Raw genomic sequence first — 21,811 nt, 5'->3', positions numbered from 1 at the left:
TAATTCAGATGGGTATAATTAAAAAATCAATCCAGCGCCTTCACCATCTTCCCACTCGTCACAAACGTCCCGGCCCCCAGATGATGCAGCGTATTCAGCTTATCCCCGTCAAACTGCCAGCGTCCGGCGACAAATGCGCGTTCATCTGCCGCGGCGGAAACCACTTCGCCAAACAGGGTGTCATATTTCTCGGCCGCAGAAGTGACAGGTAATAACCGACACTCCATCCACGCCAGACATTTCTCTTCTATAACCGGCAGACCAAGCTCAGGGCCATGAATAACCGGGATCCCGTAGCAGTTAAATTTATCCTCGTCGCGCCCGCTGACGCTGCCGACCACCCAGGTCCAGTTGGCTGCCGCCACGCCGGGGATCACAATACCGAATTTCCCGCTGCGTTCGATCAACTCCCGTGACCACGCGCTTTTGTCTACCACAATCGCGATACGCGGGGGTTCAAATTCCACCGGCATAGACCATGCGGCGGCCATGACGTTGCGACGATCGATGGTCTCATCCCGGCTGGTGATGAGCACGGTTGGACCGTGATTCAGAAGACGGCTGGCATGACGTAATTCAACAGGACGAAAGTGGCTCATAGGATCTCCTCATGTACACGATGAGTATGCCGAAAAAGCACTTTTGCGCATATGCATAAGGGAAAATAGTTTATAAACAGGGGATATCACATCATGGAGCAAATCATGTCCCCATTTCTGAGTGCTTATTTTGCCCGCACGGGCTGGCAGCAGCCCGTACAGGTTAATATCGATACCCTGCGGGGGCTCCATTTACACCATAACTGCGCGATCCCTTTTGAAAATATTGACGTCGTTTTGCCGCGGGAAATCCATCTGGACGACGGGTGTCTGGTGGATAAACTGGTCACCGCGCGTCGGGGGGGATATTGCTTCGAGCAAAATGGCCTGTTTGAACGGGTGTTGCGCGAAGTTGGGTTTACGGTACGCAGCGTGCTGGGGCGGGTTGTGCTGGCGAATCCGTCGCAGATGCCGCCGCGCACGCACCGGTTGCTGCTGGTTGAGCTGAACGGCGAGCGCTGGATCGCTGATGTAGGATTTGGCGGACAAACGCTGACGGCGCCGATTCGTTTGATCGCCAACGAGGAGCAGGAAACCCCGCACGGGTGCTATCGTTTGCTGAGCGAGGGTAACGACTGGGTACTGCAATTCCGCCATCACGAGCACTGGCAGTCAATGTACCAATTTGACCTGGGGACGCAGTACTTCAACGATTACGTGATGGGTAACTTCTGGTCGGCGCACTGGCCTCAGTCCCATTTTCGTCATCACCTGCTGATGTGTCGCCACCTGCCGGACGGGGGCAAGCTGACGCTGACCAACTTTAATTTTACCCACTGGCAGAACGGTCATGTGGAGGAGCAGATCCATTTGCCGGATGCGGAGGCGCTATATAAGCTGATGCAGGACCGGTTTGGCCTGGGCGTTGATGACCCGAAGCACGGCTTTACACTGGCAGAGCTGACGGCAGTAATGGCAGGGTTTGATACGCATCCGCAGGCGGGGAAATAGCCCGGTGGCGACTACGCCTTACCGGGCCTACGGGCGTGTGAACATAGGTCGGGTAAGGCGTAGCCGCCACCCGACAAATCAACGGCGCGATCTCACCACCTGATACCGACGCGTGAAGTACTCAAACGGCGCGCTCCACACGTGCACCAGGCGGGTGAACGGGAAGATGAGGAAGATCGTCATCCCCAGCACCAGATGCACGCGGAAGATCGGCGCGACGCCGCTCAGCATTTCCGACGAGCCGCCCTTAAACGTGACGATACCCTGCGCCCAGCCGACCAGCTTCATCATCTCGCTTCCGTCAGGGTACTGAGCGGAGAAAGGAATGGTCGACAGCCCAAGGATGCACTGAAGCAGCAGGATACTCATGATGATAATATCCGGCGTGGTGGACGTGGCGCGCACCCGCTGGTTGAACAGGCGTCGGATCAAAAGCATCGACCCACCGATCAGCGTCAGCACCCCGCAAATACCTCCCGCAATCATGGCTAACTGCTGTTTAACCGCGACGGGTAAAAACCAGGCGTACATCCAGTGCGGGGTTAACATGCCGAACAGGTGCCCGAAGAAGATCCCCAGAATCCCAATATGAAACAGGTTCGAAGCCCAGTTCATCCCGCGCTTGCTGAGCATCTGGCTTGATGACGCCCGCCAGGTGTACTGCCCATAGTCGTAGCGCAACCAACTGCCGAGGAAGAAGACGGTGGCGCAGATGTACGGATAAATGTCATAGAAAAACACGTTCAGGTAATGAGTCATTTTGGGCCTCCGGCGCTGACGTCCACGTACTGCGGCGCGACGTCCTGGCTAAAGCGTCGTTGATATTGCTGCATCGGCGAACTGTCGCACGATGTGGCGTTGTCTTCGATAAACTTGACCTGTTCCTCTTCCCACACGGCGTCCAGCGCCTGACGGGTATCATCACGTTTTTCACCGGATACCTGTTTCGCCACGCTGTCGCTGGAAAGCCGTGTTTCCGCCAGCGACAGCAGGGCGTCAAACAGCTGGTAATGCGCTACCTCGCGCTGTTTCAGGCGGCCTCCAATCAGCGCCAGTATAGGCGCGACGTTTTGCAGCCCTTCACGCGCCTCGTCGTCGCTGACGATACTGAGATATTCCAGATAGAGCGGCAGATAGTCCGGCAGCTCGCGGCAATCCAGCTCCAGCCCGGCTTTCTCATACTGGCTCATCAGGTCGACCATCGCCTGACCGCGATCGCGGGACTCGGCGTGAACGTGCTCGAACAGCAGTAGTGAAGTCGCGCGCCCCCGCTCGAAAACTTCACACCATTCGGCCTGCTTATCCAGCAGCGGGGCGCTCAGGTGCTGCTGCGCAAACGGCAGTAGCATGGGCGCATCCTGTTCCACCAGGGAAAGCGCTTCTTCACGGTTATCCCAAAGCAGCTCATCGGGATACTCAATCAGTAGCGCGATGATTTTAAGGATCTGCATTATTCTCCCTCCCCGTGATCGCGCACCTCGGTAATGTTGATCGCGTCGATGCGGCTGCTGTTGAAGAGGTTGAACCTGGTGTCGGAGCCGTGACAGCCGTCACCGAAGGTGAAGCCGCAGCCGTTTTTCTCCGGGAAGGCGTCGCGCGCCATTTCGCGGTGGCTGGTCGGGATCACGAAGCGGTCTTCGTAGTTAGCGATGGCCAGATAGCGGTACATCTCCTCAACCTGCGCTTCGGTCAGGCCCACTTCATCAATGGCGCGGGTATCGGTCACGCCTTCCACGGTCTGGGAGCGTTTGTAGTGGCGCATCGCCATCATGCGCTTCAGAGCGCGCAGCACCGGGCCGGTATCGCCCGCGCTGAGCATATTTGCCAGGTATTGCACCGGGATGCGCAGGCTTTCGACCGCAGGCAGTACACCGTCGCTCTGCGGCAGACCACCCGCGTCCGCGTAGGACTGAATCGGTGACAGCGGCGGCACATACCAGACCATCGGCAGGGTGCGGTATTCCGGATGCAGCGGCAGGGCGAGCTTCCAGTCCATCGCCATTTTGTAAACCGGGGAACGCTGCGCTGCGTCGATGACGTTCTGCGGGATGCCCTGCTTCAGGGCTTCTTCAATCACCGCCGGATCGTTCGGGTTAAGGAACACGTCGCACTGGCGCTCATACAGATCGGTTTCATGCTCGGTGCTGGCCGCCTCTTCAATACGGTCCGCGTCATACAACAGCACGCCAAGGTAGCGGATGCGTCCAACGCAGGTTTCTGAGCAGACGGTCGGCTGGCCGGACTCGATGCGCGGATAGCAGAAGATGCACTTCTCTGACTTGCCGCTTTTCCAGTTGAAGTAGATTTTCTTGTACGGACAGCCGCTGATGCACAGTCGCCAGCCGCGGCATTTGTCCTGGTCGATCAGCACAATGCCGTCCTCTTCGCGTTTGTAAATCGCACCGCTCGGGCAGGTGGCAACGCAACTCGGGTTGAGGCAATGCTCGCACAGGCGCGGCAGGTACATCATGAAGGTGTTTTCGAACTGACCGTACATCTCTTTCTGGATCTTCTGAAAGTTTCGGTCGCGGGCGCGTTTTTCGAACTCGCCGCCCAGCAGCTCCTCCCAGTTCGGTCCCCAGACGATCTTATCCATCCGCTTACCGTCAATCAGCGAGCGGGGGCGGGCGGTAGGGAGGTGTTCCCCCTCCGGGGCGCGGTGCAGATCCTGGTAATCGAAGGTGAAAGGTTCATAGTAATCGTCAATCTGCGGCAACACGGGGTTGGCGAAAATTTTCGACAGGACGCCCATTTTTCCGCCGAGGCGCGGGGTCAGCTTGCCGTGAATACTGCGGATCCATCCGCCTTGCCACTCATCCTGATCTTCCCAGTTTTTCGGATAGCCGATACCCGGTTTGGTTTCGACGTTATTAAACCACGCATACTCCATCCCTTCGCGCCCGGTCCAGACGTTCTTACAGGTGACCGAGCAGGTGTGGCAGCCAATGCATTTATCGAGATTCAGTACCATGCCAACCTGTGAGCGTATTTTCATTTTTTCACCTCCTGAACCTGATCCCGACCTTCGCCGTCCAGCCAGTTAATGTTTTTCATTTTGCGGATCATAATGAACTCGTCGCGATTCGAGCCGACGGTGCCGTAATAGTTAAAGCTGTACGCCAGCTGCGCGTAGCCGCCAATCATGTGGGTCGGTTTCGGACAGACGCGGGTGACCGAGTTGTGGATCCCGCCGCGCCGTCCGGTCACTTCTGACCCCGGAATGTTCAGAATGCGCTCCTGAGCGTGGTACATCATGGTCATGCCCGGCGGCACGCGCTGGCTAACCACCGCGCGGGCGGTGAGGGCGCCGTTGGCGTTGAAGGCTTCGATCCAGTCGTTGTCCTCAATCCCCAGCTCGCGCGCGTCGGTTTCGCTGATCCAGACGATTGGCCCCCCGCGTGACAGGGTCTGCATCAGCAGGTTTTCGCTGTAGGTGGAGTGAATGCCCCATTTCTGGTGCGGCGTCAGGAAGTTAAGCGCTTTTTCCGGGAAGCCGTTCGGCGGGATCTCGCGCATATGGGTGACGCTGCGGGTATCAATCGGTGGACGATAGGCCACCAGACTTTCACCGAAGGCGCGCATCCAGGCGTGATCCTGATACAGCTGCTGGCGGCCGGAAATCGTGCGCCACGGGATCAGCTCGTGAACGTTGGTATAGCCTGCGTTATACGACACGTGCTCGCTCTCAAGGCCGGACCACGTTGGGCTGGAGATAATTTTGCGCGGCTGCGCCTGAATATCGCGGAAGCGGATTTTCTCGTCTTCTTTGTTCAGCGCCAGATGGGTGTGATCGCGCCCGGTCAGTTCGCCGAGGGCCTCCCAGGCTTTGACCGCGACCTGACCGTTGGTTTCCGGCGCAAGGGCGAGGATCACCTCTGAAGCGTCAATGGCGGTTTCAATGCGCGGTCGGCCTTTGGCCGGGCCGTCGAGCTTGACGTAATTGAGCTTGCCGAGGAAATCGACTTCGTTTTGCGTGTTCCACGATATGCCTTTTCCGCCGTTGCCGAGCTTGTCCAGTAGCGGACCGAGAGAAGTGAAGCGCTCGTAGGTTTCCGGATAGTTGCGCTCGACGACCGCAATGTTTGGCGCGGTTTTACCGGGGATGAGATCGCACTCGCCTTTGCGCCAGTCCAGAATATCAAAAGGCTGCGACAGTTCCCCCGGGGAGTCATGCTGTAGCGGCTGTAGCACCACGTCAGTTTCGGTGCCGAGATGCCCGACGCACACTTCAGAGAAGACTTTGGCGATGCCTTTGTAGATCTCCCAGTCGCTGCGGGACTCCCACGCCGGGTCAACGGCGGCAGAGAGCGGGTGAATAAACGGATGCATGTCCGAGGTATTCATATCGTCTTTTTCATACCAGGTGGCGGTCGGCAGGACGATATCGGAGAACAGGCAGGTGCTGGACATACGGAAATCGAGCGTCACCAGCAGATCCAGCTTGCCCTCAATGGCGGCGGTTTGCCATTCCACCTCTTCAGGTTTGACATCATCCGTTGAGCCTAAATCCTCGCCCTGAATCCCGCTCTCGGTGCCAAGCAGGTATTTGAGCATGTACTCATGGCCTTTTCCGGACGAGCCAAGCAGGTTAGAACGCCAGACAAACAGGTTGCGCGGGTGGTTCTTGCCGTTGTCCGGCTGTTCGCAGGCAAAGCGAATATCGCCCGATTTTAACGCCTGCACGGTGTAATCCTGCGGCGACATCCCGGCGGCGTCGGCGCGGGCCTTAACGTGCAGCGGGTTGAGGTTGAGCTGCGGCGCGGAAGGGAGCCAGCCCATGCGCTCGGCGCGGACGTTGAAATCAATCAGGTGACCGGTGAATTTCGACGCGTCTGCAAGAGGAGAAAGCAGCTCCTGTGCGGTGAGCTTCTCATAGCGCCACTGGCTGGCGTGGTTGTAGAAGTAAGAGGTGCTGTTCATCTGGCGCGGCGGACGGTTCCAGTCCAGTGCGAAGGCCAGCGGCAGCCAGCCGGTTTGCGGGCGCAGCTTCTCCTGGCCGACATAGTGCGACCAGCCGCCGCCGCTTTGCCCGACGCAGCCGCAGAAGACCAGCATGTTGATCATCCCGCGGTAGTTCATGTCCATGTGGTACCAGTGGTTCACACCGGCCCCGAGGATGATCATCGAACGACCATGGGTTTTGTGCGCCGTGTCGGCAAATTCACGGGCGATTTTTTCTATCAGGTAAGCGGGGACGCCGGTAATTTGTTCGCCCCAGGCCGGGGTGTAGGCTTTGATCTCGGCGTAGTTTGCCGCCGCGTTACTGTCTTCCAGACCGCGATCGAGGCCGTAGTTTGCGAGCACCAGATCGTACACGCTGACCACGCGTCTCTGGCTGCCGTCGGCCAGCGTCAGGGTTTTACTCGGTACGCGGCGCGTCAGCACCGGCTCCTGCTTCACGCTGCGGAAATGCGGGTTCTCGTTGCCCCCGAAGTAAGGGAAGGCCACGTCTGCCACACTGTCGTGGGTGATGAGCAGGGAAAGCGTCAGCTCGGTCTCGTGTCCCGCGGCCAGCGACTCCAGGTTCCATTTGCCTTTTTCGCCCCAGCGGAAACCGATAGAGCCGTTCGGCGCCACCAGATTTCCGGCGACGTCAAAGGCGATGGTTTTCCACTCCGGATTATTGGTTTCACCCAGCCCGTCGGCCAGATCCGACGCGCGCAGCATGCGGCCCGGCACCACGCGACCGTCAGCCTGTTCATCCAGCAGGACCAGCATCGGCATGTCGGTGTAGCGGCGGCAATAGTTGAGGAAGTAATCGCTCGGGTTATCAAGGTGGAACTCTTTGAGGATCACATGCCCCATCGCCATGGCGAGGGCGCTGTCGGTACCCTGTTTGGGGGCCAGCCACTGGTCGCTGAGCTTCGCCACCTCCGAGAAGTCCGGCGTAATGGCGACGGTCTTGGTGCCTTTGTAACGCACTTCGGTAAAGAAGTGGGCGTCCGGGGTACGCGTCTGCGGCACGTTCGAGCCCCAGGCAATGATATAGCTGGAGTTGTACCAGTCCGCCGATTCCGGCACGTCGGTCTGCTCGCCCCAGGTCATCGGCGATGCCGGAGGCAAATCGCAGTACCAGTCATAGAAGCTCAGGCAGGTGCCGCCGAGCAGGGAGAGATAGCGCGTACCGGCGGCATAAGAGACCATCGACATGGCCGGGATAGGGGAAAAACCGGCTACCCGATCCGGGCCGTAATTTTTGATGGTCCAGACGTTGGCGGCAGCAATCAGCTGGTTAAGCTCTTTCCAGTTTGAGCGGATAAACCCGCCTTTACCCCTCGCCTTTCTGTAGCTTTGCGCTTTCTGTGGATCGTTCTGAATGGCATCCCAGGCCAGTACTGGATCGGTATGCTGCGCCAGCGCCTCGCGCCAGAGTTCGATCAGCCTGCGGCGTACCAGCGGGTACTTGAGACGGTTGGCGCTGTAGAGATACCAGGAGTAGCTTGCGCCACGCGGGCAGCCGCGCGGTTCGTGGTTAGGCAGGTCGGGGCGGGTACGCGGGTAGTCGGTCTGCTGGGTTTCCCATGTCACCAGGCCATTTTTGACATAAATCTTCCAGCTACAGGAGCCGGTGCAGTTAACGCCGTGGGTGGATCGCACAATCTTGTCGAACTGCCAGCGCTGACGGTAGCTGTCCTCCCAGTCTCGGTTGGTGTGGTACACCTGGCCGTGCCCATCGGCGAAACTGTCGCCTTTTGTTTTGAAGTAACGGAAGCGGTCCAACAGTTTGCTCATGACATTTCTCCTGCTTCGATAACATGGCCGGAGGGTGAGGCATCACGCTCCGGCGAAGAGGTAGTTATTATTTTTGTGAGGATTTGCGGCCGTACACCAGCCAGGTGACGAGCACGCAGACGATGTAAAACACGAGGAAGACTTTCATGGCGCCCACCGGGGAACCGGTCATCGCCAGGGAGGTGCCAAAGGCTTTGGGAATAAAGAACCCGCCCACCGCACCGATGGCAGAGATAAAGCCCAGCGCCGCAGCCGTTTCGGTCACCGCTTCATGCTGTGCCTGTTCATCGCTCCCGCCCTGTTTTTTCACGCGGTCGAGGGTGATTTGGCGAAAGATAATCGCGATCATCTGGAAGGTCGAGCCGCTACCCAGGCCTGCGGTCAGAAACAGGCCCATAAAGACCAGATAGAAGGCGATAAAGCTGCCTGAACCAGACCCGGGGAGCGTCAGGAAAATCAGGGCGCTAAAGATGGCCATAAAGACGAAGTTGATCAGCGTCACCCTTACGCCGCCCAGCCTGTCTGAAATCATCCCGCCAGCCGAACGCGCCAGGGCGCCGATCAGTGGGCCAAAGAAGGCGAGGTGGAGGATATTAACGTCCGGAAACTGGGTTTTCGACAGCATGGCAAAGCCTGCCGAGAAACCGATAAACGAGCCGAAGGTTGCCAGATAAAGCAGGCTCAGCAGCCAGAGATGAAAGCGCTTAAGCACCGGAAGCTGGCTGGCAATGGACGCTTTCGAGCTGGCGATGTCATTCATGCCAAAAAACGCCGCAATGGTGGCCAGAATCAGCAGCGGCGCCCAGATCCACGCCGCGTTCGCCAGCCACATCGTCGAGCCATCCTCCTGCGGTACGCCGTGCACGCCGAGGAAGGTAAACATCGGCAGGAAAATCACCAGCGGCGCAACCAGCTGCATCACACTCACGCCCAGGTTACCCAGCCCGCCGTTAATGCCCAGTGCGCTGCCCTGTCTGGCTTTCGGGAAGAAGAAGCTGATGTTTCCCATGCTGGAAGCGAAGTTGGCACCGGCAAAACCGCACAGCAGTGCGATGATGATGAAGATCCAATAGGGCGTGGCGGTATTCTGGATGGCGATCCCAAGCCAGACACAGGGTACGACCAGGATAACGGTGCTTAACACGGTCCAGTAACGCCCGCCAAATATCGGCACCATAAAAGAGTAGGGGACACGCAATATCGCGCCGGAGAGAGAAGGTAATGCCGTTAGCATAAAAAGCTGATCGGTGCTGAAATTAAATCCGACCTTATTAAGATTTACCGCAATAGCGCTAAACAACATCCAGACGCAAAACGCCAGAAGCAAACACGCCACGGAAATCCACAGGTTTCTTCGTGCGATATGTTTCCCTTTATTCTCCCAAAATTGCGCGTTTTCCGGTTTCCAGTTACTCAACAGATGCTGATTACTCTTCTCGCTTTGATGTGACATATCACCCTCTTGCTTACCGAAGTGGAGAGAAAAAAGAAGGAAAAACAGAAAGATACCTGTCAGTGGTTTATGAAATTTATAGGATGTTATGGGATACATCTGAAAGGATAGATAAAAAAGCGAATCCCTGAGTTTGGAATGGGAATCAGGGTTCGCTTTATGTGTTACTAATTGTAACTATTTGCAGAAATTAATACTCCGATGGGAGTATTAAAACAATTCGAGGGAGATAAGTTTATCCAGATGCTTATTAAATGCCGCGTCGTCCATTTCAGGCATATTTAAGACATATATGCCATCCAGGCCACATACCAGACCAATTAAACGCCAGGCGATATTTTCCGGCTGATCAGCAAGCGTAAAGGCGTTGGCCTCCGCCCCGGCGCGGATAATTGCGACCGTTTCCTGGTGCCACATCTCCATGGTCAAAACGTAAGCGCCTTTGATATCGCTATCCCGGCTGGCGAGAATTTGCGCCTCCCGCCACAGTCGAATGTAGGGCTCAAACCCACCGTCATCGCTGCCGAGTATGGCATGCAGGCGCTCGCGCCAGCCTGCGTTTTCGCCAACGATTTCAGCATCCAGCAAATCGCGGATCAGCCTGACAAACGCCAGCGATTTAAGCTCGCCGGCCGACGCAAAGTGGTGATGCACCTGCCCGGTGGCGACGCCCGCTTCGGTAGCGATTCGGCGCACGGTCATCGCAGCGAATCCTTCGGTCAGCGCCACGCGCATTGCGGCCTGTAGGATCTCTTCCCGCCGCTCGTCCTTGCTCAGATAACGCATAATTTCTCACTCTCAATGGCAACGAAACGAGTGTAACAAAGAGCTGGACAAGTGTTCAACTTTACGTAGGATCGCAATCTGGACATGTGTCCAGTTTTTAAATGAAAAGGAAATTTATGTTTCGTCAGTGGTTAGCGTTAGTGATTATCGTGCTGGTGTATATCCCGGTGGCGATTGACGCGACGGTGCTGCACGTGGCGGCGCCAACATTGAGCATGACGCTGGGTGCCAGCGGCAACGAATTGCTGTGGATTATTGATATTTACTCGCTGGTGATGGCGGGGATGGTGCTGCCGATGGGCGCACTGGGCGATCGCATAGGTTTTAAGCGCCTGCTGATGATCGGCAGCGTGCTGTTTGGCCTGTCATCGTTAGCGGCGGCTTTTGCGCCGTCCGCGGGCTGGCTGATTGCCGCCCGCGCGTCGCTGGCGATTGGCGCGGCGATGATCATTCCGGCTACGCTTGCAGGGATCCGCACGCTGTTTATTGACGTGCGGCACCGTAACATCGCCCTTGGCGTCTGGGCTGCCGTTGGGTCGGGCGGCGCGGCGTTTGGCCCGCTGATTGGCGGCATGCTGCTGGAGCACTTTTACTGGGGTTCGGTCTTCCTGATTAACGTGCCGATCGTGCTGATCGTGGTTTCGCTTGCTGCGCACTTTGTGCCTGCTCAGCAGGGTCGGCCCGAGCAGCCGCTCAATATCAGCCATGCCATTATGCTGATTGTCGCCATTTTACTGCTGGTCTACAGCGCCAAAACCGCCCTGAAAGGGGTGCTGTCGCCGTGGATGGTGGCCTCTACGCTGCTTACCGGGGCGGTGATGCTGTTTATTTTCGTCCGTATCCAGCTGCGCGCGCGCGTGCCAATGATCGACATGCGTCTGTTTTGCCATCGCATTATTTTAAGCGGCGTGGTCATGGCGATGACCGCCATGATTGCGCTGGTGGGCTTTGAACTGCTGATGGCGCAGGAGTTGCAGTTCGTGCATGGTTTTACGCCGTTTGAAGCAGGGATATTTATGCTGCCGGTGATGGTGGCGAGCGGATTTAGCGGGCCGATCGCGGGTGTGCTGGTCGGGCGTCTGGGGCTGCGCATTGTCGCGGCCGGAGGCATGGGGCTAAGCGCGATCAGTTTTATCGGCCTGTCGACGCTCGATTTCAGCACCCAACAGTGGCAGGCGTGGAGCCTGATGGTGCTGCTGGGCTTCAGTGCCGCCAGCGCACTGCTGGCATCGACGTCAGCGATCATGGCTGCCGCGCCGAAAGAGAAAGCGGCCGCGGCAGGCGCGATCGAAACCATGTCCTACGAGCTGGGCGCTGGTCTCGGGATCGCCATTTTCGGTCTGCTGTTAACCCGCAGCTTTTCGGCGTCAATTGTACTGCCGCAGGGGCTGAGCGCATCGCTGACCGATAAAGCCTCGTCGTCCATCGGTGAAGCGATGAAGGTCGCGCAGGAGCTGACGCCGTCACTGGCCGAGCCGGTGATGACGGCGGCGAAAACCGCGTTCATCACCTCGCACAGCGTGGCCCTGGGCAGTGCGGGAGCCATGCTGATGATTCTGGCGATCGGGATCTGGTTTAGTCTGGCGAAGGTCGGAGGGCAGCAGTAAAAAAAAGGCCAGCCGCGAGGGCTGGCCTTTTGAACTAACACCTCTTAGAACTGGTAGGTCAGACCTACAGCCACGATGTTGTCGGTAGCCACTTTGGCATCTTTGGTGAACTGGCTGTCATCCACGAGGTTGATTTTGTAATCAACGTAGGTGGACATGTTTTTGTTGAAGTAGTAGCTCGCGCCAACGTCAACGTATTCAACCAGGTCCTGGTCGCCATAAGAACCGATGTCTTTACCTTTGGATTTCAGGTAAGCGATGGATGGACGCAGACCGAAGTCAAACTGGTACTGAGCCACAACTTCGAAGTTCTGTGCTTTGTTGGCAACGTGACCGCTACCGAACGCCGTCATGTTGCGGGTTTCAGAGTAGGTGGTTGCCAGGTAGATGTTGTTCGCATCGTACTTCAGGCCAGCAGCCCAGACTTCTGCGTTTTCGCCACCGGCGTTCAGGTTGCTTGCAGCACGAACCTGACGGTCAGTACGGTCAGATTTCGCGTAGGTCGCACCCACACCGAAGCCGTCGAATTCATAGGTAGAAGACAGACCCCAGCCGTCACCGTTGGATTCGGTGATCTCTGAACGGTCGTTTTTACCCTGGTACTGGGCAGCCACGTTCAGGCCGTCAACCAGACCAAAGAAGTCGGTGTTACGGTAGGTGGCAACGCCAGTGGTACGACCGGTCATGAAGCCGTCAGTCTGCGTCCAGGTATCGCCACCGAACTCTGGCAGAACGTCAGTCCATGCGCCGATGTCATAAGCAACACCGTAGTTACGACCGTAGTCGAAGGAACCGAATTCATCGAATTTCAGACCAGCGAAGGCCAGACGGGTTTTGTTGCCGTCGGAACCCTGAGCTTCAGAGCGGTTGCCCTTGAACTCATATTCCCACTGGCCGTATCCGGTCAGTTGATCGTTGATCTGAGTTTCACCTTTGAAGCCCAGACGAACGTACGTTTTGTCGCCGTCGCTACCAGCATCATCAGAAAAATAGTGCAGACCAGTAACTTTGCCGTACAGATCCAGTTTGTTACCGTCTTTGTTAAAAACTTCAGCCGCGTTAACAACGCCAGCCGCCAACATGGAAGTCACTGCCACTGCAACTAATTTAAGTTTCATCTTAACTAACCCTTATAATTTTATTTAGGTATTTCCTAAGCCACCTGAGCGATTTTTAAACGAGGCTTATCGTCAATGGCAGACTATTTTTAAAATTCCGTAGACTGCTTTCAATAATAAGTTTCAAAATATTAAAGATAATTTCAATTAGTGTGATCCTGATCCGATAAATTTCCCTTAAATCGCTCAATAAGGTTAATTTATATACATAAATTGATTATTAACAAAACACGATAATAAGGCTGGAAATAGTTGCCATGCGTTTTTGTTTTTAGAGAGAGATAAAAGGGCTTGGCAGGTAATGTCAAGGAATTGGCCGCGTTATTGACTTTTAAAACAGTGGCTTGTGGATTTATCCTAGAGCCTGCAACTGTTTTTTAAAAGAAACATCCAGAAATAAACTATTGCACTATGTGCTATATAGTGCGGGAATATTGGGGTTGAATTAATTACCTGCGTTGTCAGTTTATGTCAATTTCCACAACGGATCTGACTTTTTATGAGTACTCTATACAGAAATAGAAATACATACGAATGTTATAAATAATATTCTTTACTGTGATCACATATTAAAATAATGTTAATTTTTACCGGGCATAATTCGTGCCCGGTAAAAATAAAAATGCTATTTGCGGGTGGCATACCAGCAAAGTAATGATCCGGCGCAAACCATTAATGCACCTTGCCAGAATGAGAATGAAAGCGGAGAGCTCAGCATAATAGCCGCCAGCGCGGCAGAGAGTACCGGGGTGAAGTAGGAGACGGCCGCAAGCACCGTGACGTTACCGTGGAGGATCCCAATGTTCCAGGCGGCGTAGCCAAAGCCAAGGGCAACACCACACATCAACAGCTTCACGACTACCGGCACGCTAAATACCATTTCGGGCTGGTCGCTGACGGCATATTTGACCCACAGGCTCAGGGCGGTCAGCAGGACGAAAAGAGTAATGCCATTTTGCCCTCTGGCATACCTGCTGGTGACGGTGCAGTAGGCGGCCCAGATAAAGGCACCGGCAAATGCCAGCCCGTAGCTCAGCGGGCTGGAAACGATGTTCTGCATGATGTCGTGAACGTGCAGCCCGTTTTCGCCGCCTAAGACCCAGCCCACGCCCAACAGGGAGATCGCTAAGCCGGGGATCACCCACAGGGTGGATTTTTGTCCGTTGAACAAAATGGCGAACAAAATCGTCAGGCTTGGCCAGAGATAATTGACCATGCCCACCTCAATTGCCTGCGAGCGCGTCGCGGCAAAGCCAAGCGACAGGGCAAGGCACATTTCATAGCTGACAAACAGGACGCTGCCCGCAATGAGATAGCCTTTCGAAAACCGTTTAATATCAGGGAAACCTACCGTCGCCAGACACAATAATCCGCTGACGGTGTAGATCATCGCTGCGCCCCCCACCGGGCCAAGTCCCTCACTGACGCTGCGGATGAGACCCACCATGGTGCTCCACAGCAGTATGGCCACCAGGCCAATCAGCGTTGCTCTTTTTCTGTCCATTACCCTGCCAGTCTCATAAAAATCAAAGGGTAAACTTATAGCATCTAACCCATTCACCAGGCGAATTTTCTGTTTCGCGGTTAACCCGAAAGGAGTAATAAATCATACCGGCGGTGACTATTAAGGGGGCGAAGTTCGGCGACCTTGATTTGACGCAAAAAAAACAGGGGCTTTGCTGTTAGTTTGCGGCGCGAAGTCTTATCAGATAACGAGGACAGCAATGGACGTCAGCCGCAGACAATTTTTTAAAATCTGCGCGGGCGGTATGGCCGGAACAACAGCCGCAATGCTGGGATTCGCTCCCAAAATGGCGCTGGCTCAGGCACGCAACTATAAACTGCTGCGCGCGAAAGAGATCCGTAACACCTGCACATACTGCTCCGTGGGTTGTGGGCTATTAATGTATAGCCTGGGTGATGGCGCGAAGAACGCCAAAGAAGCGATTTATCATATTGAAGGGGACCCGGACCATCCGGTGAGCCGCGGGGCGCTTTGCCCGAAAGGGGCGGGGCTGCTGGACTACGTCCACAGTGAAAACCGTCTGCGCTATCCGGAATATCGTGCGCCGGGCTCTGATAAATGGCAGCGCATCTCCTGGGACGAGGCCTTCTCACGTATTGCAAAACTGATGAAAGCGGATCGCGACGCCAACTTTATTGAAAAGAACGAGCAGGGCGTTACGGTAAACCGCTGGACCTCCACCGGGATGCTGTGTGCGTCTGCGGCAAGTAATGAGACCGGCATGCTGACGCAAAAATTTGTGCGCTCCCTCGGCATGCTGGCGGTTGATAACCAGGCGCGCGTCTGACACGGACCAACGGTAGCAAGTCTTGCTCCAACATTTGGTCGCGGTGCGATGACCAACCACTGGGTTGATATCAAAAACGCAAACGTCGTGGTGGTGATGGGCGGTAACGCCGCTGAAGCCCATCCGGTGGGATTCCGCTGGGCGATGGAAGCGAAAAACAACAACGATGCGACGCTGATTGTCGTCGATCCACGCTTTACGCGTACGGCATCGGTGGCTGATATTTATGCGCCGATCCGCTCCGGTACGGATATTACGTTCCTTTCCGGCGTGCTGTTGTACCTGATCGAAAACAATAAGATTAACGCGGAATACGTTAAGCATTACACCAATGCCGGCCTGCTGGTACGGGAAGATTTCGCCTTCGAAGATGGCCTGTTCAGCGGCTATGACGCAGAGAAACGTCAGTACGATAAATCGTCCTGGAACTATCAGTTCGACGAAAACGGCTACGCGAAACGCGATGAGACCCTGACCGATCCGCGCTGCGTGTGGAACTTGCTGAAACAGCATGTTTCCCGTTATACGCCAGACGTGGTGGAAAACATCTGCGGTACGCCGAAAGCAGACTTCCTGAAAGTATGTGAAGTGCTGGCCTCCACCAGTGCCGCTGACAGAACAACCACCTTCCTGTACGCGCTGGGCTGGACGCAGCATACCGTGGGCGCGCAGAACATCCGTACCATGGCGATGATCCAGCTGCTGCTCGGCAACATGGGGATGGCCGGTGGTGGCGTGAACGCCCTGCGCGGACACTCCAACATTCAGGGCTTAACCGATCTCGGCCTGCTGTCGACCAGCCTGCCGGGTTACCTGACCCTGCCGTCGGAGAAGCAGACCGACTGGCAAAGCTGGCTTGACGCCAACACGCCAAAAGCGACGCGTCCGGACCAGGTGAACTACTGGAGTAACTATCCGAAGTTTGCCGTCAGTCTGATGAAATCGTTCTACGGCGATGCGGCGCAGAAAGAGAATGACTGGGGCTTTGAGTGGTTGCCAAAATGGGATCAGGCTTACGATGTCATCAAGTATTTCAACATGATGGATAAGGGCGACGTCACGGGGTATATCTGCCAGGGCTTTAACCCGGTGGCGTCATTCCCGGATAAAAACAAAGTCGTTCGCAGCCTGAGCAAGCTGAAGTACATGGTGGTTATCGATCCGCTGGTCACCGAAACGTCTACGTTCTGGCAGAACCACGGCGAGTCTAACGATGTCGATCCGGCATCCATTCAGACCGAGGTGTTCCGACTGCCATCGACCTGCTTTGCGGAAGAGGACGGTTCTATTGCCAACTCTGGCCGCTGGCTACAGTGGCACTGGAAAGGTCAGGATGCGCCGGGTGAAGCGCGTAATGACGGCGAAATTCTGGCCGGGATTTACCATCGTCTGCGCGAAATGTACCGCACCGAAGGCGGCAAAGGCGCAGAGCCGCTGCTGAAGATGAGCTGGAACTACAAGCAGCCGGATCATCCTGAGTCCGAAGAGGTGGCAAAAGAGAACAACGGCGTGGCGCTGGCCGACCTGTACGATGCCAACGGCAATCTGGTGGCGAAGAAAGGCCAGTTGCTCAATAGCTTCGCGCTGTTGCGTGACGACGGCACCACGGCCTCGTCCTGCTGGATCTACACCGGCAGCTGGACGGAGCAGGGTAACCAGATGGCCAACCGCGATAACGCCGATCCGTCAGGCCTGGGTAATACCCTGGGCTGGGCATGGGCGTGGCCGTTAAACCGCCGCGTACTGTACAACCGTGCCTCCGCAGACGTGAACGGTAAGCCGTGGGATCCGAAACGCATGCTGATCGAGTGGAACGGCACGAAGTGGACGGGGAACGATATCCCGGACTTCAGCACCGCCGCGCCGGGCAGCAACACCGGGCCGTTTATCATGCAGCCGGAAGGGTTGGGACGTCTGTTTGCCATCGACAAGCTGGCGGAAGGGCCGTTCCCGGAACATTACGAGCCGATGGAAACGCCGCTCGGCACTAATCCGCTGCACCCGAACGTGGTCTCCAGCCCGGTAGTGCGTATCTATGAAGATGACGTGCTGCGTTTAGGTAAAAAGGACAAGTTCCCGTATGTCGGAACTACCTACCGCCTGACCGAGCATTTCCATACCTGGACCAAACATGCGCGGCTTAACGCCATCGCGCAGCCGGAACAGTTTGTGGAGATAAGCGAAACGCTGGCGAAGGCGAAAGGCATTGCCAATGGCGATCGCGTGACGGTGAGCAGCAAGCGCGGCTTTATTCGCGCGGTAGCGGTGGTCACCCGTCGTCTGCAAAGTCTGAACGTACACGGCCAGCAGGTAGAAACCGTCGGTATCCCGCTGCACTGGGGCTTTGAAGGGGTGGCGCAGAAAGGCTACATCGCCAATACCCTGACGCCAAACGTCGGCGATTCCAACTCGCAAACGCCGGAGTATAAAGCGTTTTTGGTCAACATCGAGAAAGCGTAAGGAGCGATTAAATGGCGATGGAAACACAAGACATTATTAAACGCTCCGCGACCAACCCGATAACGCCCGCGCCTCGCGCGCGGGACTACAAGGCAGAAGTCGCCAAGCTGATCGATGTCTCCTCCTGCGTGGGCTGTAAGGCCTGCCAGGTGGCCTGCTCGGAGTGGAACGATATCCGCGACGAGGTGGGGCACTGCGTTGGCGTTTACGATAACCCGGCTGATCTGAGCGCCAAGTCCTGGACGGTGATGCGCTTTAGCGAAACCGACCAGAACGGCAAGCTTGAGTGGCTAATCCGTAAAGACGGCTGTATGCACTGTGAAGATCCGGGCTGCCTGAAGGCATGCCCGTCTGCGGGTGCAATTATTCAGTACGCCAACGGGATCGTCGACTTCCAGCAGGATAACTGTATCGGCTGCGGCTACTGCATCGCAGGCTGTCCGTTTAATATCCCGCGCCTCAATAAAGAAGATAACCGGGTCTATAAATGCACGCTGTGTGTCGATCGCGTCAGCGTCGGACAGGAGCCTGCCTGCGTGAAGACCTGTCCTACCGGGGCTATCCACTTCGGCACCAAAAAAGAGATGCTGGAAGTGGCACAGCAGCGGGTGGATAAGCTCAAAGCGCGCGGCTATGACAAGGCCGGAATTTATAACCCGCAGGGCGTGGGCGGTACGCACGTCATGTATGTTCTGCACCACAATGACCAGCCGGAGCTGTATCACAATCTGCCGAAGGATCCGGCGATCGATACCTCAATCAACCTCTGGAAAGGGGCGCTTAAGCCGCTCTCAGCGGCGGGCTTTATCGCCACCTTTGCCGGGCTGATTTATCACTACATCGGTATCGGGCCGAATAAAGAGGTGGATGACGACGAGGAGGAGCATCATGAGTAAGTCGAAAATGATAGTGCGCACAAAATTTGTCGATCGCGCCTGTCACTGGACGGTGGTCATCTGCTTCTTCCTGGTGGCGGTATCCGGCATTTCGTTCTTCTTCCCGACGCTACAGTGGCTAACGGAAACCTTCGGGACACCGCAGATGGGGCGCATTCTGCATCCGTTCTTCGGCGTACTGATTTTCGTGGTGCTGATGTTTATGTTTGTACGTTTCGTTCATCACAACATCCCTGACAAGCAGGATATTCCGTGGCTAAAAGGGATTGTTGAGGTTCTGAAAGGCAACGAGCATAAAGTCGCGAAGGTGGGCAAATATAACGCCGGGCAGAAGATGATGTTCTGGACCATCATGAGCATGATTTTTGTGCTGCTGGTGACCGGGGTGATCATCTGGCGTCCGTATTTTGCGCACTATTTCCCGATTCAGGTGGTGCGTTATGCGCTGCTGATCCACGCGACCTCGGCCATTATTCTGATCCACGCCATTCTGATCCATATGTATATGGCATTCTGGGTGAAAGGATCGATTAAAGGCATGATTGAAGGGAAGGTGAGCCGCCGCTGGGCGCAGAAGCACCATCCTCGCTGGTACCGCGACGTTGAGCGTCTTGAAGCGCAAAAAGAGAGTTCGGAAGGGTTGAAGTAAACCTTGCGCCGTCGGCATTGTCCGGCGGCGCTGCGCTTGTGCTGGTCTGCTTCCCTGTATCAAAACCGCTCTGCAATATACCGGAAGGGATATTTTGTTGGCTTCACTTTGCCGATCTTGCGTTTCGGTAAATCCACCTTGTCAACGTGAATTTCTTTATAGGGAATCTGTGAAAGCAGATGCGAAATAATATTCAACCGAACCCGTTTTTTATCTTCTGAGCGCGCCACAAACCACGGCGCCCAGGCGGTGTCGGTTGCTTTAAACATCGCATCACGGGCGAGGGTATATTCATCCCACAGATTGAAAGATTTTATGTCCATTGGAGACAGCTTCCAGATCTTGCGACCATCATTAATGCGATCGCGCAGGCGGCGTTCCTGCTCTTTTGGCGTTACTTCAAGCCAGTATTTCAACAATATGATACCGGCATCGACCATCGCTTTTTCCATTACCGGCGTTCCATCAAGAAATTTTTCGGCCTGCTCTTCGGTACAGAAACCCATTACTCTTTCCACGCCTGCGCGGTTGTACCAGCTCCGGTCAAAAATGACGATTTCACCGGCAGAGGGCAGATGGGGAACGTAACGCTGAAAATAGAGCTGACTTTTCTCTTTATCGGTGGGGGCCGGTAACGCAACAACGCGAAACACCCGGGGGCTGACGCGTTCGGTGATGGCTTTGATGGCGCCGCCTTTACCCGCGCCGTCTCGCCCTTCAAAAACAATACAGACCTTTAACCCTTTGGCGACCACCCATTGCTGGAGCTTAACCAGTTCAACATGGAGGCGGCGAAGCTCTTGCTCGTACGCTTTGGTTTTGAGCGGCGCGTTTTTAACGACATCATCAACAACACGGGTTTTCTTCTTACTGACCATGGCGGGTCTCCCTATGGGTCCGGTCGCGGGATCGAGGCCGTACTAAGCGTGTAATCGGCCTGAATGAATGGATTAATGTGTCAGAAAGCTGATTTGAACTGGTTCACCATACAAGTTTAATCAATAATGCACGCTGCGTATTTTTTAACAGTGGTCGCGGTATGAAAAAAACAATTTTTTCGTTAGCACTGGCTACCTTTGGCCTGGGGATGGCTGAATTTGGCATCATGGGCGTGCTGACAGAACTGGCTCATGATACGGGCATTTCGATTCCCTCCGCCGGAAATATGATTTCGTTTTACGCTTTTGGCGTAGTGATCGGCGCGCCGATTGTGGCGCTGTTCTCCAGTAAATTTTCGCTGAAAACAACGCTGCTGTTTCTGGTGGCGATGTGCGTCGTCGGTAACGCGCTCTTTACCTTCTCTGACACCTACATGGGGCTGGCGGCGGGGCGCTTAATCTCTGGTTTCCCGCATGGCGCGATTTTCGGTGTGGGGGCGATAATCCTGTCAAAAATTGCGCCACCGGGTAAGGTGACGGTTGCTGTAGCAGGGATGATTGCCGGGATGACCGTTGCCAATTTGCTTGGCGTCCCGCTCGGGACCTGGCTGGGACATGAATTTAACTGGCGTTACACCTTCTTTTTGATTGCCGTCTTTGATGCGCTGGTGATCCTCTCTGTTCTGCTGTGGGTGCCAGACATTCACGACACGACAACCACCCGGCTGACAGAACAATTCCACTTCCTGAAAAATCCGGAACCGTGGCTAATTTTTGCCGCAACGATGTTTGGCAATGCCGGGGTGTTTGCCTGGTTTAGCTTCGTGAAGCCGTTTATGGTCAACGTGTCAGGCTTTTCCGAGGGCGTCATGACCGCGATCATGATGCTGATGGGGCTGGGCATGGTGCTGGGTAATGTCTTCAGCGGCAAGCTGTCGTCGCGCTTTAGCCCGCTGCGCATTGCTGCCACCACCGACATGGTGATTGTGGCTTCGCTGCTGTTACTGTTCGCGTTTGGCGAGCTTAAAACAGCTTCACTGGTAATGGGGTTCGTCTGCTGCGCCGGGCTGTTTGCGCTCTCTGCGCCGCTGCAAATACTGCTGCTGCAAAATGCGAAAGGCGGCGAGATGCTGGGCGCCGCAGGCGGGCAAATGGCGTTTAACCTCGGCAGCGCAATAGGCGCGTATTTCGGTGGAATGATGATTACGCTCGGCTTTAGCTGGAGCTATGTCACGCTTCCGGCAGCGATCTTATCCTTCTCAGCAATGACCTCTCTGTTGATGTACGGTTTTTTATGTGCCAAAAAGCGTCAGGCCAACGCAGGAGCGCTGGCTTGATTGCACGCTTTGCCCGCTGGTCGCGGGCACAGG

Annotated in this window: 16 protein-coding genes; 6 read left to right on the top strand and 10 right to left on the bottom strand. The window is 55.6% G+C overall.

The window, feature by feature from the left end:
• Nucleotides 1–26: 26 nt before the first annotated feature.
• Nucleotides 27–599: a flavin reductase family protein gene (locus tag IM282_RS00440; RefSeq protein ID WP_192969992.1), complete on the bottom strand. Its 573-nt coding sequence runs from the start codon at nt 597–599 to the stop codon at nt 27–29.
• A 105-nt stretch (nt 600–704) separates the two neighbouring features.
• Here IM282_RS00440 and nhoA point away from each other — a divergent pair, with 105 nt between their 5' ends.
• Nucleotides 705–1,550, top strand: a complete 846-nt coding sequence (gene nhoA / locus IM282_RS00435) for an N-hydroxyarylamine O-acetyltransferase (RefSeq protein WP_058677829.1) — start codon at nt 705–707, stop codon at nt 1,548–1,550.
• A gap of 78 nt (nt 1,551–1,628) precedes the next feature.
• On the opposite strand, the gene narI is transcribed toward nhoA, so the two are convergent.
• The 6 genes from narI to IM282_RS00405 form a co-directional block, all read right to left on the bottom strand.
• Nucleotides 1,629–2,309 carry a respiratory nitrate reductase subunit gamma gene (gene narI, locus IM282_RS00430; RefSeq protein ID WP_022648214.1) on the bottom strand — a complete coding sequence of 227 codons (681 nt, stop codon included), beginning with the start codon at nt 2,307–2,309 and terminating at the stop codon, nt 1,629–1,631.
• Complete coding sequence (narW, locus tag IM282_RS00425) at nt 2,306–3,001, bottom strand: nitrate reductase molybdenum cofactor assembly chaperone (RefSeq protein WP_022648213.1); 696 nt, start codon at nt 2,999–3,001, stop codon at nt 2,306–2,308. The genes narI and narW overlap by 4 nt, the downstream gene beginning before the upstream one ends.
• Nucleotides 3,001–4,545, bottom strand: coding sequence for a nitrate reductase subunit beta (gene narH / locus IM282_RS00420; protein WP_192969991.1), 1,545 nt, complete (start codon nt 4,543–4,545; stop codon nt 3,001–3,003). The genes narW and narH overlap by 1 nt, the downstream gene beginning before the upstream one ends.
• Nucleotides 4,542–8,282 (bottom strand): nitrate reductase subunit alpha, encoded by a 3,741-nt coding sequence (locus IM282_RS00415; RefSeq protein WP_192969990.1) that lies wholly within the window; start codon nt 8,280–8,282, stop codon nt 4,542–4,544. Before IM282_RS00415 ends, narH begins: the two co-directional genes overlap by 4 nt.
• A 67-nt stretch (nt 8,283–8,349) precedes the next feature.
• The gene (locus tag IM282_RS00410; RefSeq protein WP_058646716.1) at nt 8,350–9,735 is read right to left on the bottom strand and encodes a NarK family nitrate/nitrite MFS transporter; all 1,386 of its coding nucleotides are present in this window, start codon (nt 9,733–9,735) and stop codon (nt 8,350–8,352) included.
• A 210-nt stretch (nt 9,736–9,945) separates the two neighbouring features.
• On the bottom strand, nt 9,946–10,521 hold the full coding sequence (locus tag IM282_RS00405) for a TetR family transcriptional regulator (protein WP_192969989.1): 576 nt from the start codon (nt 10,519–10,521) through the stop codon (nt 9,946–9,948).
• A 116-nt stretch (nt 10,522–10,637) separates the two neighbouring features.
• On the opposite strand from IM282_RS00405, the gene IM282_RS00400 reads away from it, so the two are divergent.
• Nucleotides 10,638–12,128: an MFS transporter gene (locus IM282_RS00400; protein ID WP_038416102.1), complete on the top strand. Its 1,491-nt coding sequence runs from the start codon at nt 10,638–10,640 to the stop codon at nt 12,126–12,128.
• 44 nt (nt 12,129–12,172) lie between these two features.
• Here the strand turns inward: IM282_RS00400 and ompC are convergent, their stop codons facing one another.
• Together ompC and yddG are read right to left on the bottom strand one after the other, a co-directional pair.
• Nucleotides 12,173–13,246, bottom strand: a complete 1,074-nt coding sequence (gene ompC / locus IM282_RS00395; protein ID WP_022648207.1) for a porin OmpC — start codon at nt 13,244–13,246, stop codon at nt 12,173–12,175.
• Between the two features lie 625 nt (nt 13,247–13,871).
• Nucleotides 13,872–14,750: an aromatic amino acid DMT transporter YddG gene (gene yddG, locus IM282_RS00390; protein ID WP_023300177.1), complete on the bottom strand. Its 879-nt coding sequence runs from the start codon at nt 14,748–14,750 to the stop codon at nt 13,872–13,874.
• 220 nt (nt 14,751–14,970) lie between these two features.
• Here yddG and fdnG point away from each other — a divergent pair, with 220 nt between their 5' ends.
• From fdnG to fdnI, 3 genes are read left to right on the top strand one after another with little or no spacing between them, the layout of a single operon-like run.
• Nucleotides 14,971–18,018 carry a formate dehydrogenase-N subunit alpha gene (gene fdnG, locus IM282_RS00385; protein ID WP_150311755.1) on the top strand — a complete coding sequence of 1,016 codons (3,048 nt, stop codon included), beginning with the start codon at nt 14,971–14,973 and terminating at the stop codon, nt 18,016–18,018.
• A gap of 11 nt (nt 18,019–18,029) precedes the next feature.
• Entirely contained in the window at nt 18,030–18,914 is an 885-nt protein-coding gene (gene fdxH, locus IM282_RS00380) for a formate dehydrogenase subunit beta (protein WP_003857048.1), read from the top strand.
• Nucleotides 18,907–19,563 carry a formate dehydrogenase-N subunit gamma gene (fdnI, locus tag IM282_RS00375; protein WP_003857050.1) on the top strand — a complete coding sequence of 219 codons (657 nt, stop codon included), beginning with the start codon at nt 18,907–18,909 and terminating at the stop codon, nt 19,561–19,563. The genes fdxH and fdnI overlap by 8 nt, the downstream gene beginning before the upstream one ends.
• 59 nt (nt 19,564–19,622) lie before the next feature.
• Here the strand turns inward: fdnI and ppk2 are convergent, their stop codons facing one another.
• The gene (gene ppk2, locus IM282_RS00370; RefSeq protein ID WP_032671172.1) at nt 19,623–20,441 is read right to left on the bottom strand and encodes a polyphosphate kinase 2; all 819 of its coding nucleotides are present in this window, start codon (nt 20,439–20,441) and stop codon (nt 19,623–19,625) included.
• A gap of 161 nt (nt 20,442–20,602) precedes the next feature.
• Between ppk2 and araJ the strand changes: the two genes are divergently transcribed.
• Entirely contained in the window at nt 20,603–21,778 is a 1,176-nt protein-coding gene (gene araJ, locus IM282_RS00365; RefSeq protein WP_192969988.1) for an MFS transporter AraJ, read from the top strand.
• The last annotated feature ends 33 nt before the right edge of the window (nt 21,779–21,811 follow it).

Source organism: Enterobacter cloacae complex sp. P29RS, assembly GCF_014893445.1.
In the GTDB taxonomy this organism is placed as follows: domain Bacteria; phylum Pseudomonadota; class Gammaproteobacteria; order Enterobacterales; family Enterobacteriaceae; genus Enterobacter; species Enterobacter intestinihominis.
This window is presented reverse-complemented; position numbering and strand designations above follow the sequence as displayed.

Bases quoted from the DNA above. Each gene is read 5' to 3' on its own strand.
- IM282_RS00440 (WP_192969992.1), bottom strand. From the start codon at position 599: ATGAGCCACTTTCGTCCTGTTGAATTACGTCATGCCAGCCGTCTTCTG.
- nhoA (WP_058677829.1), top strand. From the start codon at position 705: ATGTCCCCATTTCTGAGTGCTTATTTTGCCCGCACGGGCTGGCAGCAG.
- narI (WP_022648214.1), bottom strand. From the start codon at position 2,309: ATGACTCATTACCTGAACGTGTTTTTCTATGACATTTATCCGTACATC.
- narW (WP_022648213.1), bottom strand. From the start codon at position 3,001: ATGCAGATCCTTAAAATCATCGCGCTACTGATTGAGTATCCCGATGAG.
- narH (WP_192969991.1), bottom strand. From the start codon at position 4,545: ATGAAAATACGCTCACAGGTTGGCATGGTACTGAATCTCGATAAATGC.
- IM282_RS00415 (WP_192969990.1), bottom strand. From the start codon at position 8,282: ATGAGCAAACTGTTGGACCGCTTCCGTTACTTCAAAACAAAAGGCGAC.
- IM282_RS00410 (WP_058646716.1), bottom strand. From the start codon at position 9,735: ATGTCACATCAAAGCGAGAAGAGTAATCAGCATCTGTTGAGTAACTGG.
- IM282_RS00405 (WP_192969989.1), bottom strand. From the start codon at position 10,521: ATGCGTTATCTGAGCAAGGACGAGCGGCGGGAAGAGATCCTACAGGCC.
- IM282_RS00400 (WP_038416102.1), top strand. From the start codon at position 10,638: ATGTTTCGTCAGTGGTTAGCGTTAGTGATTATCGTGCTGGTGTATATC.
- ompC (WP_022648207.1), bottom strand. From the start codon at position 13,246: ATGAAACTTAAATTAGTTGCAGTGGCAGTGACTTCCATGTTGGCGGCT.
- yddG (WP_023300177.1), bottom strand. From the start codon at position 14,750: ATGGACAGAAAAAGAGCAACGCTGATTGGCCTGGTGGCCATACTGCTG.
- fdxH (WP_003857048.1), top strand. From the start codon at position 18,030: ATGGCGATGGAAACACAAGACATTATTAAACGCTCCGCGACCAACCCG.
- fdnI (WP_003857050.1), top strand. From the start codon at position 18,907: ATGAGTAAGTCGAAAATGATAGTGCGCACAAAATTTGTCGATCGCGCC.
- ppk2 (WP_032671172.1), bottom strand. From the start codon at position 20,441: ATGGTCAGTAAGAAGAAAACCCGTGTTGTTGATGATGTCGTTAAAAAC.
- araJ (WP_192969988.1), top strand. From the start codon at position 20,603: ATGAAAAAAACAATTTTTTCGTTAGCACTGGCTACCTTTGGCCTGGGG.